12 protein-coding genes are annotated in these 13,942 nt (G+C 69.0%); 5 read left to right on the top strand and 7 right to left on the bottom strand.

Annotation, left to right across the window (positions count from 1 at the left end):
- The 3 genes from ACM0M4_RS19935 to ACM0M4_RS19925 form a co-directional block, all read right to left on the bottom strand.
- The gene (locus ACM0M4_RS19935; protein ID WP_019726022.1) at positions 1 to 759 is read right to left on the bottom strand and encodes a nucleotidyltransferase domain-containing protein; all 759 of its coding nucleotides are present in this window, start codon (positions 757 to 759) and stop codon (positions 1 to 3) included.
- Between the two features lie 35 nt (positions 760 to 794).
- Positions 795 to 1,736: a class I SAM-dependent methyltransferase gene (locus ACM0M4_RS19930; protein ID WP_003086994.1), complete on the bottom strand. Its 942-nt coding sequence runs from the start codon at positions 1,734 to 1,736 to the stop codon at positions 795 to 797.
- Positions 1,737 to 1,802: 66 nt separating this feature from the next.
- Positions 1,803 to 4,226 carry a DUF3772 domain-containing protein gene (locus tag ACM0M4_RS19925; RefSeq protein WP_003105416.1) on the bottom strand — a complete coding sequence of 808 codons (2,424 nt, stop codon included), beginning with the start codon at positions 4,224 to 4,226 and terminating at the stop codon, positions 1,803 to 1,805.
- 209 nt (positions 4,227 to 4,435) lie between these two features.
- Between ACM0M4_RS19925 and aphA the strand changes: the two genes are divergently transcribed.
- The 3 genes from aphA to ACM0M4_RS19910 all read left to right on the top strand — a co-directional run bounded on the left by aphA (position 4,436) and on the right by ACM0M4_RS19910 (position 7,690).
- Complete coding sequence (gene aphA / locus ACM0M4_RS19920; RefSeq protein ID WP_003105417.1) at positions 4,436 to 5,476, top strand: acetylpolyamine amidohydrolase AphA; 1,041 nt, start codon at positions 4,436 to 4,438, stop codon at positions 5,474 to 5,476.
- Positions 5,477 to 5,486: 10 nt separating this feature from the next.
- Positions 5,487 to 6,578 (top strand): extracellular solute-binding protein, encoded by a 1,092-nt coding sequence (locus ACM0M4_RS19915; protein WP_003082943.1) that lies wholly within the window; start codon positions 5,487 to 5,489, stop codon positions 6,576 to 6,578.
- Positions 6,579 to 6,778: 200 nt separating this feature from the next.
- On the top strand, positions 6,779 to 7,690 hold the full coding sequence (locus tag ACM0M4_RS19910; protein ID WP_034082619.1) for a DMT family transporter: 912 nt from the start codon (positions 6,779 to 6,781) through the stop codon (positions 7,688 to 7,690).
- Here ACM0M4_RS19910 and ACM0M4_RS19905 read toward each other — a convergent pair.
- Positions 7,650 to 8,843 (bottom strand): MFS transporter, encoded by a 1,194-nt coding sequence (locus tag ACM0M4_RS19905; RefSeq protein WP_003105421.1) that lies wholly within the window; start codon positions 8,841 to 8,843, stop codon positions 7,650 to 7,652. The two genes, ACM0M4_RS19910 and ACM0M4_RS19905, sit on opposite strands and share 41 nt — an antisense overlap.
- A 104-nt stretch (positions 8,844 to 8,947) precedes the next feature.
- On the opposite strand from ACM0M4_RS19905, the gene ptrR reads away from it, so the two are divergent.
- Both ptrR and ACM0M4_RS19895 read left to right on the top strand, forming a co-directional pair.
- Complete coding sequence (gene ptrR, locus ACM0M4_RS19900; protein ID WP_003082949.1) at positions 8,948 to 9,820, top strand: putrescine utilization regulator PtrR; 873 nt, start codon at positions 8,948 to 8,950, stop codon at positions 9,818 to 9,820.
- A gap of 154 nt (positions 9,821 to 9,974) precedes the next feature.
- Positions 9,975 to 10,109, top strand: a complete 135-nt coding sequence (locus ACM0M4_RS19895; protein ID WP_003087006.1) for a PA1414 family protein — start codon at positions 9,975 to 9,977, stop codon at positions 10,107 to 10,109.
- 59 nt (positions 10,110 to 10,168) lie between these two features.
- Here ACM0M4_RS19895 and ACM0M4_RS19890 read toward each other — a convergent pair whose 3' ends face one another.
- Genes ACM0M4_RS19890 through ACM0M4_RS19880 form a run of 3 tightly spaced genes read right to left on the bottom strand, consistent with a single transcriptional unit; the run spans position 10,169 to position 13,939 of the window.
- The gene (locus ACM0M4_RS19890; RefSeq protein ID WP_003118669.1) at positions 10,169 to 10,897 is read right to left on the bottom strand and encodes an MBL fold metallo-hydrolase; all 729 of its coding nucleotides are present in this window, start codon (positions 10,895 to 10,897) and stop codon (positions 10,169 to 10,171) included.
- Between the two features lie 44 nt (positions 10,898 to 10,941).
- Complete coding sequence (locus tag ACM0M4_RS19885) at positions 10,942 to 12,324, bottom strand: FAD-binding oxidoreductase (RefSeq protein WP_221345418.1); 1,383 nt, start codon at positions 12,322 to 12,324, stop codon at positions 10,942 to 10,944.
- Positions 12,325 to 12,337: 13 nt separating this feature from the next.
- Positions 12,338 to 13,939, bottom strand: coding sequence for a 5-guanidino-2-oxopentanoate decarboxylase (locus tag ACM0M4_RS19880; protein WP_003082958.1), 1,602 nt, complete (start codon positions 13,937 to 13,939; stop codon positions 12,338 to 12,340).
- Positions 13,940 to 13,942 lie beyond the last annotated feature (3 nt).

The raw sequence follows: 13,942 nt of genomic DNA, 5'->3' as shown, positions 1-13,942 counted from the left end.
CTACGCCTGGCGCTGCATCCAGGCGCTGAATGCGCGCAGGCGCTCGATGAACGCCGCTGGGTCTTCGACCTGGCCGTCCAGCACGGCCTTGAAATATTCCAGGGCCGGCGCCTGTCCGGGGTGCCGCGCGCGAAACAGCGCCAGGTAATGCTCCAGGGTTTCCGGCCAGACGCTCTCCGTCTCCCCGCGAAGGATGTCGCTGGAGCGGATCAGCTTCTTCGCCGCTTCTCGTTGCAGGCGGCGGCGCTCCTCCTCCGAGGACGCGCTTTCCAGGCGTCGCGCATAGTCTTCCAGCACCTGCGCATAGTCGCCGTTGAGGGCCAGGGCGATGGCTTTCGCCGGACGCAAGGGCGGCAGGTCGCTGGCCAGGTCTTCGCCCCACAGGCAGCGGCAGCGGTGCTTGAGCCAATAGCCCCAGCTATCGCGGTTGGCCGGATCGCGGGCCTGGTCCAGGTGGCCGATATCGAAATCGATCTTGCTGACTTCCGGGTGGCGCGCCTGCAATGCCAGGCGCGCGGTTTCCAGTTGCGCGGTCAGTTCGGGGCTGGGCGGGTCGCGCAGGACCAGGGTCAGGTCGAGGTCGGAGCGCCCCGTGATGGCCTCGCCGCGGGCGACGCTGCCGTACAGGTAGATGCTGTGCACGGCCCGCTCGAACGGAGGCCGGGCCAGGGTTCGGCGCAGGTCGTCGAGCAGGGGGCGAAAGGCCGCCTGCGGTTCGACGCGTGGCGGCAGGGGGATGAAGCCATCGGGCATGTCCATGCCGACAGCCTAGCGACACGCCGCCCGCGCGTCGATCAGCCTGCGTTGCGGAACAGCAGCGCCTTGAGGCCCGCCGCGGGGTCGACATCGGGGAACTCCGGCGGATTCTCCAGGCGTTCGACGAAGTGCAGCGACGGCGCCTCGCGGGCGGTTTCCTCGAGGAGGAAGTCGGGGCCGATGGCCGGGTCGTTGATACAGGCCAGCAGGGTGCCGCCGGGCACCAGCAGTTCCGGCAGGCGGCGGAGAATCCTGCGGTAGTCCTGGGTCAGGACGAAGCTGCCTTTCTGGAAGCTCGGCGGATCGACGATCACCAGGTCGTACGGGCCGAGCTTGCGCAGCTTGCCCCAGGACTTGAACAGTTCGTGGCCGAGGAAGCTCACCCGGCCGAGGTCGTGGCCGTTCAGGCGGTGATTGTCGCGGCCGCGGTTGAGCGGGCCGCGGGCCATGTCCAGGTTGACCACCTGGCTGGCGCCGCCGGCAATGGCCGCCACCGAGAAGCCGCAGGTGTAGGCGAACAGGTTGAGCACGCGGCGGCCGGCGGCCTGCTCCTGCACCCAGCGGCGGCCCAGGCGCATGTCGAGGAATAGCCCGGTGTTCTGGTTGCGTCCCAGGTCGAGGCGGAAGCGCAGTCCGTTTTCCACGATGTCCCAGGTTTCCAGCGGCTCGCCCGACAGCCATTCGCAGGCGCTGTCTGGGCGGTAGCGGTGCTGCAGGACCAGATGCCGGCCTTGGCTCGCAGCCCAGGCCGGCGCCGTGGTCAGTTGCCCCAGGGTCCGACGCAAGGCCTCCAGTTCCTCCGGCTGCGGCTCCTTGAACAGAGTCACCAGCAGGACGCCCTGCAGCCAGTCCGCGGTCAATTGTTCCAGGCCCGGCCAGCAGCGGCCGCGACCATGGAACAGACGGCGGGTCTCCGCCGGCGCCGGGGACAGCGCGGCGAGCAGGTGTTGGAGGAGGGTATCGAGGGCTTCGCGATTCATGGCGGTTCGGCGTTGAAAAAGGGGCGGATTCTACCCGTTGCGTGACGGACAGTCCGCCCCTTCGCTTCAATCGGGCGTCGCGGGCGCAGGCGCGGCGCTGGCCGGGCCGCCATCCTGGATCATCAGCAGGCTCTGTGGCGAGGACAGCGCGATGCCTTCGCTGCGCAAGCGGTCGAGGATGGTGAAGAGCAGGTCGCTGCGCGCGCCGGCCACCGAACGCGGGCTGTTGACGAAGCCGCTGGCGTTGAGCACCAGGCCGTTGCTGGCGAGATCCTTGAACGTCACCGAGGGCGCCGGTGCGTCGAGGATCGCCGGGTGTTCGGCGAAGGCCTGCAGGAGCAGTTCGCGGACCTTCATCGCGTCGGTGTCCAGCGGCAGGGTCAGGTTCACCCCGACCACCCCGAGGGCATTGCCCATGGTCACGTTGCGCACGGTCTGGGAGATGAACTGCGAGTTCGGCACGATCACCGTGGAGCGGTCGCCCATCTGGATCTCGGTGGCGCGCACGTTGATCCGCCGGATATCGCCCTCGACCCCGCCCAGGCTGACCCAGTCGCCGACCTTCACCGGCCGCTCGGTCAGCAGGATCAGGCCGGAAATGAAGTTCTGCACGATGGCCTGCAGGCCGAAGCCGATGCCTACCGAGAGGGCGCTGACCACCCAGGTCAGGCTGGTCAGGTTGATGCGCAGGGTGGACATCACCAGCATCGCCAGGAGCACGAAGCCGAGGTAGCCGACCAGGGTCACCAGCGAGGCGCGCATGCCGGCGTCCATGTTGGTTTCCGGCAGCAACCGCTCGCTCAGCCAGCGCTTGACGATGCGCAGGGCGAACAGGCCGCCGACGAACAGCAGCAGGGCGACCAGGATGTCCTGCGGGACGATGTTCAGGTTGCCCAGGGTCTTGCTGCTTTCGCCCAGTTGGGCGAAGCCCTGCAGCAGTTCGCTGGGGCTCGAGCCGACCGGAAGGAAGGCCAGCAGCAGCGCGGTGAGCAGCAGCAGGGTGCGGCCGACGCCGGCCAGCACCGTGCTGGCCTGGGCCTGGTGGCGCGGCGACAGGCCGAGCGCATTGGCCAGCGCCAGGCCGCTGGGATGCTTGGGCGAGAGCAGGGTTTCGCAGATGTCGCCGAAGAAAGCGATCAGCAGGTAGGTGGTGGCCGCGATCACGCTGATCCACAGCAGCTTGCCGGTGAGGAAGTAGGCCAGCGAGAGGTAGCCGGTGAACAGGGCGAGGAGGATCGCCGCGATCCATACCGAGGCGACGAAGGGGATCAGCCCGGCGATCCCGCCTGGCCGCTCCAGGTCGTGCTTGCGCCGCACATGGTGGTAGCGCAGCAGGGCGGCGGCGAAGATCAGCGCGGTGACCAGCGCGGTCAGGCCGTTGAGGGCGACGGTCAGGGCCAGGCTGGTGCCGGTGACGCTGTTGATCCGTTCCTCGGTGGCCACCAGCATCAGCGCCACCGCGAGGATCGCCGGGAACGGGCCGAGGGCGCTGGCGATCCTGTCCGGGATCGCCGGCAGCCGCCAGGATGGTCGCGGCAGCATCAGCAGGGCGCGGCCGAGGCCGGCGATGAAGGCGCAGAAGGTCGCCAGGCTCACCAGTTGATCGGTCAGGCTGGCCATGTCGGGGCTCAGGCTGGCGTTGCTTTCCAGGCCCCAGCGCATCAGCGACACCGCGCCGACGATGGTCAGGATGGTCGCCAGCCCGACCGCCAGGGCCAGGGCGCTGCGCCGCAGGCGGCCTTCCGGCAGCCAGCGGATCATCGCCCAGGTAAGCATGCGCTCCAGCAGGCGGCGGCCGAAGCTCCAGACCAGCACGGTGGCCAGCAGGGTTCCGGCGAAGGCCCAGCGGTGTCCGGGCGCGATGGCGCTGTCGAAGGCGACCAGGGCCTCCGCCTTCAGCTTGTCCAGCCGGCGCAGGTCGTCGTCGGTGGGACGGATCAGGGTCGACCAGAAGCTCGGGCTGAACGGTGTCGCCGCGCGGCTGCTGATCTGCGAGTTGAACAGGCTGCGGCGCAGGTTGACGATCTGTGCCGCCAGGTCGCGGGACGACTGGCCGAGCTGGGTGGCCTGGCGTTCGTCATCGAGCAGGGCGTTCTTCTGCCGGGTCAGGGCCTGGCGCTGGGCGGCGAGGCTTTCCGCCTCGTCGGGCTGCGGCGGGCCGATCACTTTCAACTGATCGTCGAGCCGCTCGATGTCGGCCACCCGTAGCGCGAGCAGGGCGTCGGCCTGACGCTGGACTTGCAGCGCGCTCTGGCGCAACTCGGCGAGGAGGTCGTCGCTGGCGTCGGCGGTAACGCGCTGGCGGATCAGGTCGAGTTGCGCGTTGAGCTGGTCGAGGCTGGCGTCCTCGGCCAGGGCGGGCGGCGCTTCCAGGTCGACGGCCGCCTGCGGAGCCGGCCTGGCGGCCCAGGCCTCGCTGCCCAGGCTCAGGAGCAGGCCCAGGGCCATGGCGAACTGGCAGAGCAACATATGCAGGCTGGCGCGCCTCATCGAATCCCCCTTTCGATCCTGACTGGCTCAAGCAGTATGGACCGGCGCGGGCGCCGAGTAATTCCCCGCGTCGATAATCGCCAGGCGGCGCTAAAGGGACATGGATTCTGGCCATATCGATCCCTTTTTGGCCGCCGCCGCCGTTTTGCCGCGACCGCGCGCTGGGCAGAATCCCTCCACCAAGAACAAGAAACCTGCGAGGTCTCTCCATGCTGAGCGTCTACAGCGACGATCATCGTCTGCACTTCGGCCAGTCGGAACTGGTCGACGGCAAGCTGCAACCCTGTTTCGAAATGCCCAGCCGGGCCGACACCGTGCTGGCCCGGGTGAAGTCGCAGAACCTTGGCGAGGTGATCGCGCCGAAGGATTTCGGCCGCGAGCCGCTGCTGCGCATCCACGACGCCGCCTACCTGGACTTCCTCCAGGGCGCCTGGGCCCGCTGGACCGCCGAAGGCCACAGCGGCGACCTGGTGTCCACCACCTTCCCCGGCCGCCGCCTGCGCCGCGACGGGCCGATCCCCACGGCGCTGATGGGCGAGCTGGGCTACTACAGCTTCGACACCGAGGCGCCGATCACCGCCGGCACCTGGCAGGCCATCTACAGCTCCGCCCAGGTCGCGCTGACCGCCCAGGAGCATATGCGCCAGGGCGCCCGCAGCGCCTTCGCCCTCTGCCGTCCGCCGGGCCATCACGCCGGTGGCGACTTCATGGGCGGCTACTGCTTCCTCAACAATGCCGCCATCGCCACCCAGGCGTTCCTCGACCAGGGTGCCCGGCGCGTGGCGATCCTCGATGTCGACTATCACCATGGCAACGGCACCCAGGATATCTTCTACCGCCGCGACGATGTGCTGTTCGCCTCGATCCATGGCGATCCGCGGGTCGAATACCCGTACTTCCTCGGCTACGCAGACGAGCGCGGCGAAGGCGCCGGCGAGGGCTGCAACCACAACTATCCGCTGGCCCATGGCAGCGGCTGGGACCTCTGGTCGGCGGCGCTCGACGACGCCTGCGTGCGGATCGCCGGCTACGCCCCGGATGCCCTGGTGATTTCCCTTGGCGTGGACACCTACAAGGAAGACCCGATCTCCCAGTTCAGGCTGGATTCGCCGGACTACCTGCGGATGGGCGAGCGCATCGCCCGGCTGGGCCTGCCGACCCTGTTCATCATGGAAGGCGGCTATGCGGTGGAAGCCATCGGCATCAACGCGGTCAACGTGCTGCAGGGCTACGAAGGCGCGGCCCGCTGAGGAGCGAAGCATGCAATCGACTCGCAAGCTGCTGGCCGGCCTCGCGCTGGCCGTTTCCGCCGGGCTGGTCCAGGCCGCGCCGGAAGTACGGATCTACAACTGGTTCGACTACATCGCCCCGGACACCCTGAAGAACTTCCAGGCGCAGACCGGCATCGCGCCGAAGTACGACGTCTACGACAGCAACGAGGTGCTGGAGGCCAAGCTGCTGTCCGGGCATTCCGGCTACGACCTGGTGGTGCCCAGCGACAGCTTCCTGCCTAACTACCTGAAGGCCGAGGTGTTCCAGCCGCTGGACAAGAGCAAGCTGCCGAACTGGAAGAACCTCAACCCGGCCCTGCTCAAGGTGCTCGCCGGCAAGGACCCCGGCAACCGCTACGTGATGCCCTACATGTGGGGCACCAACGGCATCGCCTACAACCTCGACAAGGTCCGCGCGGTGCTCGGCGACGATGCGCCGCTGGACTCCTGGGACCTGGTGTTCAAGCCGGAGAACCTGGCGAAGCTGCAACAGTGCGGCGTGGCCTTCCTCGACTCGCCCACCGAGGTGATCCCCGAGGTGCTGCACTATCTCGGCCTGTCGCCCAACAGCCACCAACCGGAAGACTACCGCCGAGCCGAGGAGCACCTGGCGAAGCTGCGCCCGTACATCACCTACTTCAGTTCCTCGAAGTTCGTCAGCGACCTGGCCAACGGCAACGTCTGCGTGGCCATCGCCTGGTCCGGCGGAGCGATGCAGGCGGCCAACCGGGCCAGGGAAGCGAAGAACGGCATACGCATCGAGTACCGCATCCCGAAGGAGGGCGCCGCGGCCTGGTTCGACGTGCTGGCGATCCCGCGCGACGCGAAGAACGTCGAGCAGGCGCACGCCTTCCTCGACTATCTGCTGCGCCCGGAGGTGGTGGCGCCGATCTCCGACTACGTGGCCTACGCCAACCCGAACAAGGCGGCGGACGGCTTGATCTCGGCGGAGTTGCGCGACAACCCGAACGTCTACCCGCCGGAAGAAGTGCAGGCCAGGCTGTATTCGGTGGAAATGCTGCCGCCGAAGCTGGAGCGGCTGCGCACGCGGACCTGGAGCAAGATCAAGACCGGCAAGTGAGCGGCCGCGGCCAGATGGCGGGTTCGCAGGACGGATAGCGTCCCCCAGGCCAGGCCAGGCAAGCAGGCCGGAACCGCCGCCCACGGCCCGCTGGAGGTCGCTTCCAGGCTTCGACCGGGCGCGCCGGCTTGTCCATAATGGCGCTGCCCGACGGTCGCCGCTGGCGGCCGCTTCCTTCCATGCCTGCCTGTGAGTCCGCCATGCGTAAGTCCGCCGATGCCTTCGCCTTCCAGACCATGCTGTTGCTCTGCGTGATCTGGGGCATCCAGCAGGTGACCATCAAGTGGGCGGCGACGGACATCGCGCCGGTCATGCAGGCGGCCATCCGTTCCGGCATCGCCGCCGCCCTGGTCGGCCTGCTGATGTGCTGGCGCGGCGGCTGGGAGGGCTTGCGCCAGGGCACCCTGAGCGCCGGCCTGCTGACCGGCACGCTGTTCGCCCTGGAGTTCCTGTTCATCGCCCTCGGCCTGCAATACACCACGGCTTCGCACATGTCGGTGTTCCTCTATACCGCGCCGATCTTCTCTGCCCTCGGGCTGCACTTCCTGCTTCCCAGCGAACGCCTGCGGCCCTTGCAGTGGCTGGGCGTGGCGGTGTGCTTCGGCGGCATAGCGGTGGCCTTCGGCGGAGGCCTGTCGTGGGCGGAAATGGATGGGCGGATGCTGCTCGGCGACGCTTTCGGCCTGCTCGCCGGGATGTCCTGGGGCGCGACCACGGTGGCAGTGCGCGGCACCCGGCTGTCCGAGGCACCGCCAAGCCTGACGCTGTTCTACCAATTGTTCGTGGCATGCGCCGGGTTATTGCTGATCGCTCTTTTCAGCGGCCAGTTCGGCGAGGTCCGCTGGACCCCGGTGAGCACCGCCAGCGTGCTGTTCCAGGGCGTGGTGGTGTCGTTCGCCAGCTACTTCTGCTGGTTCTGGCTACTGCGTCGCTACCTGGCGAACAACCTGGCGATCTTCTCCTTCATGACCCCCCTGTTCGGCGTCACCTTCGGCGTATTGCTGCTGGGCGAGCCGCTCAGCCTGAACTTCGTCGCCGGCGCGGCGCTGGTCCTCGCCGGCATCACCCTGGTCAGCGGCGAGCAGTGGCTGCGACGCCTGCTGCGACGCTGAGCGAGTGCGGCCGGCGCAACAGCAGGCCGGCGAAGACCAGGCCGAGCCCGGCGAGCGCCAGCGCCGGTTGCAGGCCGCCGGCGAAATGCGTGCTGAGCGCCGCCAGCAGCGGGCCGAGCAACTGGCCGAGGGCGAAACCGGTGGTCAGTTGGCCGGCGTTGCGCTGCGGCGTATGCGGCGCCAGTTCGCGGGCGTATTGCATCACCAGTTGCATGCCGGCGAGGAACGGCAGGCCGGTCAGCACTACCCCCAGGGCCAGTCCGCCGATCCCCGGCAGCAGGCAGGCGAGCACGCCGAGGGCCTGTAGCCAGAGCGCGCCGACCAGCCAGCGGCGGGTGCCGTCCGGGCGCTGCCGGCGCAGGCTGATCAGCACTACCCCGGTGGCCGAGGCCAGGCCGAAGCAGGGCCAGAACAGGTCGGCCTGCCATTGCCCGTGGAAACGCGCCGCGGCCATCTGCGAGAGAAAGGTGGCCGGGATGATGTAGCCGAGGCCGACCAGTCCGTAGGCCCAGGTCAGGCGGCCGAGGCCGGCGTTCTCGCTTGCCGTGGCAGGCGCGTCGTGGCCGGCGCTGCGTGCGGCCGGGCGCGGCAGCAGCGGCAGGAGCATGAGGATCAGGACCAGCGCGAGGTCGGCGAAGAGCTTCCAGATGAACACCGAGTCCTGGCCCAGGGCGTTGCCCAATGCCGCCAGCAGGCCGGTGACCATCACCCCGATGCCGGGGCCGGCGAACACCAGCGCGCCCAGCCGGGCCCGACCGCTTTCCGCGGCGAGGCGCTGGCTGAGGGCGGTGACCATGATCAGTACCCAGGCGCTGGCCACGCCAAGACCGAAGCGCAGCAGCGCGTGCGGCCAGAAGCCCTCGGCCCAGACCGAGGCCAGGGTCAGGCCGAAGCAGGCCCATAGCCCGACCAGCAGGCGTAAGCGCGCCTGCCGCGCTTCGCGGGCGAACAGCGCGTCCAGCGCGCCGACCAGGTAGCCGAGGTAGTTGGCGGCGGCCAGCAGGCCGGCGCCGGTCAGGTCGAGCTGGCCTTCGCGGATCAGGTGCGGCAGTTGCGGGGTCAGGGAGAAGCGCCCGACCCCCATGGCGACCACCAGTGCCAGCAGGCAGGCGAGCAGGCCGACCAGCGGCGAACGAAGAAAATCACGGGACATGTGCGGATTCCTGCCGGGGGATGAATGGCAGCAGGTTAGGTCTTGCGGAAATTCTGTAAAAATGAATAATCGTGAATTACTTGTTCTGTTTTGGAGAATTAGTCGTGGAGTTCGGCCAGTTGAGGATTTTCCAGGCGGTCGCCGAGGAAGGCTCCATCGCCCGCGCCGCCGAACGCCTGCACCGGGTGCCGTCGAACCTGTCGACGCGCCTGCGGCAACTGGAGGAACAGCTTGGCGTCGACCTGTTCCTCCGCGAACGCCAGCGCCTGCAACTGTCGCCGGCCGGCAAGGTCCTGCTGGACTACGCCGCGCGGCTGTTCGCCCTGCAGGAGGAGGCGCGCGCGGCGGTGCAGGGGGGCGAACCGGTGGGCGACTTCGCCCTCGGCTCGATGTACAGCACCGCGGCGATCCACCTGCCGCCGCGCCTGGCGGAATACCACCGGCGCTATCCGGCGGTGAACCTGCAATTGCAGACCGCGCCCAGCGGCGAGCTGGTCGAGTCGCTGCTGGGCGGGCGCCTGGATGCCGTGCTGGTGGACGGCCCGCTGGACTTCGACGGTCTGGAGGGCCTGCCGATGTTCGAGGAGCGCATGGTGCTGGTCACCGAGAATGGCCACCCGCCGGTGCGCGGTCCCGAGGACGTGGCCGGCAGCGCGGTGATCGCCTTCCGCCCGCGCTGCTCCTATCGCCTGCTGCTGGAGTCCTGGTTCGCCAGCGCGCGAGTGAGCATGGGCCGGGTGATGGAGATCGAGTCCTACCACAGCATGCTGGCCTGCGTGGTGGCCGGCGGCGGGGTGGCGCTGATGCCGGTGTCGATGCTGCAAAGCCTGCCGGGGCGGGAGTCGGTGGCGGTGCATGCGCTGGCCGAACCGTTCGCCCGGGCGAATACCTGGCTGGTCTGGCGCAAGGGCATGGTCGGCGCCAACCTGAAGGCCTGGATCGGTCTCCTGCAAGGGCGGGAATCGGCGTTGGCTTGATTCAGGTCAGGGTCCGGGGCCGGTTTCCCGCAGTAAAGTTGTTTCCAAGGACGGAGTGGAACGTGCGGAGAGTGGGACGCCGGTCTACTCTTTCCTAGGGCGACCTGACTTGTCAGGTCGCCCGATTCTCCTTCCCTTGGACAAGGGGCCTGTCATGAAACTCTGGCTGCAAAACCTGGCGTGGCAACTCGGTGTCGCCCTTGGCCTGATCGAGCCCCCGCGCATGCAACCCATCCCGGTGGAAAACGACGAGCAACGCCGGCGCCTCGCCGCGCGGCAACGTCGCTGAGCCGGTTCCCCGACGCTCTGGCCTCCGCCTGCGGTGCTGGCCAGAGTCCCGGTTTTGGTCTATCGATCGTGGTTCCTGAACCAGGCGACGATCATTTCCCTCAAACGCTCCCCGGAAAAGCTCGCGAAATGCCCGCCATGCACGGTGCGCACCGGTAGCTCGCGCAGGCGCGCGAGGCTGGAGGCATAGTCGTCGAGGTTGGAATGATAGGCGTCCTCGACCAGCGGACCGTCGTAGACGATGTCGCCGGAAAACAGCGTCTGTGTTGCCGCTTCCCACAGGCTGATGCCGCCCGGCGAGTGCCCGGGCGTGTGCAGCACCTGCAGCACGCGGTCGCCGAGATCGAGCACGTCGCCTTCGTCGATCAGTCGGGTCGCCGGCGCTGCTCGCACCCGGTATTCGGCGTAGCACAGCGGGCACTCCGGATGCGCCTCGAACATCTCGTCGCCGACATAGGCGCGCGCCAGGGTGTTGTCGCCGTCCGGCGCGGCGAGGATCTCCGCCTCGGCCGGATGCGCCAGGCGCTCGGCGAATTCGTGGTGGCCGGCGATATGGTCGAAGTGGGTGTGGCTGGCCACCGCCAGCAGCGGTCGTTCGGTGAGCCAGGGCAGTTGCTCGCGCAGGCTGACCAGACCGGAGCCGCTGTCCACCAGCACGTCGCGCTCGCGGCCCTGGACATGCCACATGTTGCAGCGATAGAAGGGGCGCACGTAGGGCTCGTGGATCAGGCTGATACCGTTGTAGAAGTGCCGGGTTTCGAACCAGCGGTCGCGGCTGACGATTCTCATCGCGGTCTCTGTCGGTGGAAAGGCTATCCCAGAAGGATAGGCGTTCAGGGTATGACCTTGCCCGGGTTGAACAGCCCGCTGGGGTCGAGCAGTTCCTTGATCTGCGCCATCAGCGCGAGCTTCAGCGGATCGGCGTAGCGTCCCAGGGCTTCCTTCTTCTCCAGGCCGATGCCGTGCTCGGCGGAGATCACGCCAGCGCATTCGCCCAACTCGCCGTAGAGGATTTCCTCCACCGCCTGGTGCAGCGGCAGCAGCGGGACGTCGGCGGCGAGCATGACGTGCAGGTTGCCGTCGAGGAAATGGCCGAAGAGGAAGACCTGCATGCCCTTCACCAGGTCGTCCAGGCGCCGCCGGATGCGCTCGACGTAGCCGGCCAGGGCCGGCACCGGCAGCGATACGTCGAAGGACAGGCTGTCGACGCCGGCGTGGATGGCCGCGTCGGAGTCTTCGCGCAGGCGCCAGATGGCCAGGCGCTGGGTTTCGTTGGCGGCGAGCAGGGCGTCTTCCACCAGCCCGTCCTCGAAGCAGTCTTCCAGCAGGGCGGTGAGCGCCTCGCCGGCATCCAGGTGGCGGTCCTCGGCCAGTTCCACCAGCAGGTAGAGAGGGCAGGGCGCCAGGCTCGGCGCGCTGTCGCCCATGGGTGCGGCGGTGCATTGCAGGTAGTCGTGCCAGAGGATCTCGCAGGCGAACAGGCGTTCGGCGTGCTCGCGGCGCAGGCGCGCGGCGATGGTGATCGCCGCGTCGACGTCGGGCAGGCCGAGCAGGGCGGTGGCGCCGGGACGCTGCAACGGCTCCAGGCGCAGTACCGCACGGGTGACGATGCCGAGGGTGCCTTCGGCGCCGATGAACAACTGCTTGAGGTCGTAGCCGGTGGTGTTCTTCAGCAGCCCGCGCAGGTCGCTGTAGACGCTGCCGTCGGCGAGTACCGCTTCCAGGCCGAGCACGCGCTGGCGCATGGTGCCGAAGCGGAAGGCGCGGATGCCGCCGGCGTTGGTCGCGACCAGCCCGCCGACGCTGGCGCTGCCGCGCGCGGCGAGATCGATGCCGGGGTCGAGTCCGGCCTCGGCGGCCAGCGCCTGGGCCTGTTCGAGGGTGACGCCGGCGTCGAGGTCGAGGGTCTGGCTGGCCGCATCCAGCCGGTGTATGCGGTTCAGCCTGCGCAGCGAGAGCAGCACGTCGCCGGCTTGTGCGGCGCCGCCGCCGACCAGGCCGGTGAGTCCGCCCTGGGGTACCAGGGCGCGTCCCGCCTGGTGGCACAGACGCACCACGGCGGCGACCTGGTCGGTGCTTTCCGGCAGGACCAGGAAGCTTCCGGCGAGGTTCTGCGGATGGTAGCCGGGGTCCTGCCCGGCGAGCGCGGCACTGTCGCGCACGCCACGGGCGCCGAGGATCTCGCAGAGGGAGCGGTAGAGTTCGGAATCGTCCATGGCGGGCTCCGGGTCAGGGATGGAAGGGCGCGGCTTGCAGCACCTCGACGATCAGCGGACGGTCCGCCGGGGCGCCGCGCAGCAGTTCGCGCAGGTGCTCGAGATCGCGCGCGCGTTCGGCGGCGCAGCCGAAGCCGCGGGCGATGGCGAGGAAGTCCGGGGTGTAGATATCGACCCCGAGCGGAGTGATCTCGCGCCGCTCCATGTAGCGCTTGATCTCGCCATAGCCGTGGTTGTTCCACAGCAGCACGACGATGCCGACCTTGGCTTCCACCGCGCTGGCCAGTTCCGGCAGGGTGAACTGCAGGCCGCCATCGCCCATCAGGCTGACCACCGGGCGTCCCGGCTCACCGAGCTTGGCGCCGATGGCGGCGGGCAGGCCATAGCCGAGGGTGCCGTAGCCGGTGGAGGCGTTGAACCAGCGGCGCGGCTCGTCGAGATCGACCAGGTGGTTGCCGCTGTAGACGGTCTGGGTCGAGTCGCCGACGAAGCGGGCGTCCGGCCACTCGGCGAGGATCGCGGCGAACAGCTGGCGATAGTGCGACCAGCCGGCGAAGTCTTCGGCCAGGCGCTGGCGCACGGCGGCGGCGCGCCGGGCCCCGGGGCTGTCCGGCGAGGCCTCGCCGCCCGGCAGTTCGGCCAGCAGCACGCGCATGGCCAGCCGGGCGTCGCTGTGGATGGCCAGGCTCGGCGTGTAGTTGCGCATCAGTTGCTGCGGGTCGATGTCGATGCGGATCAACTCGCCATCGAGGGCGAAGCCGCCGTCGAACACCACGTCGTAGTCGGTTTCGCCCAGCTCGGTGCCGATGGCCAGCACCACGTCGGCCTCGGCGGCCAGCTCGCGTACCGGCACGCAGGACTGGTTGCTGCCCAGCAGCAGCGGGTGGTCGGCCGGTAGCAGGCCCTTGGCGTTGATCGTCAGGGCGGTCGGCGCGTCCAGCGCGGCGGCCAGGGCACGCGCTTCGGCGGCGGCCTCGACGCAGCCGCCGCCGAGCAGCAGCAGTGGCTTTTTCGCGTTGCGCAGGCGCGCCGCGGCCTCGCGCAAGGGCGCGAGGGCCGGCGCCGGGCGGCTGGCGAGGGTGCGTGGGCGCAGGGCCAGGTGTTCGGCGGGCGCGGTGATGACGTCGAGCGGCAGCTCGATGTGCACCGGCCGCGGCCGCTCGCTGTCGAACACGGCGAAGGCGCGGGCGAGCACCGCCGGCAGCTCCTCGGCGCTCATCAGGGTATGGCTGAAGGCGCAGACGTTGCCTACCAGGTTGCGCTGGTTCGGCAGCTCGTGCAGGTAGCCGTTGCCGTGGGCCAGGCGCGCGCGTTCGTTGACGCTGGAGATCACCAGCATCGGAATCGAGTCGGCGTAGGCCTGGGCCATGGCGGTGAGGATGTTGGTCATCCCCGGGCCGGTGATGATGAAGCACACGCCGGGCTTGCCGGTGACCCGTGCGTAGCCGTCCGCCATGAAGCCGGCGCCCTGCTCGTGGCGCGGGGTGACATGGCGGATACGGCTGCCGGGCAGGCCGCGATAGAGCTCTACGGTATGCACGCCGGGGATGCCGAAGACGGTCTCGACGCCCCAGGCTTCGAGTTGCTTGACGAGGAATTCGCCGCAGGTGGTCATGGC

This window comes from Pseudomonas sp. 18-147, assembly GCF_051048045.1.
GTDB lineage: Bacteria > Pseudomonadota > Gammaproteobacteria > Pseudomonadales > Pseudomonadaceae > Pseudomonas > Pseudomonas aeruginosa.
Note: the sequence above shows the minus strand (reverse complement) of the source record. Positions and strands in the feature narration are given on the sequence as shown.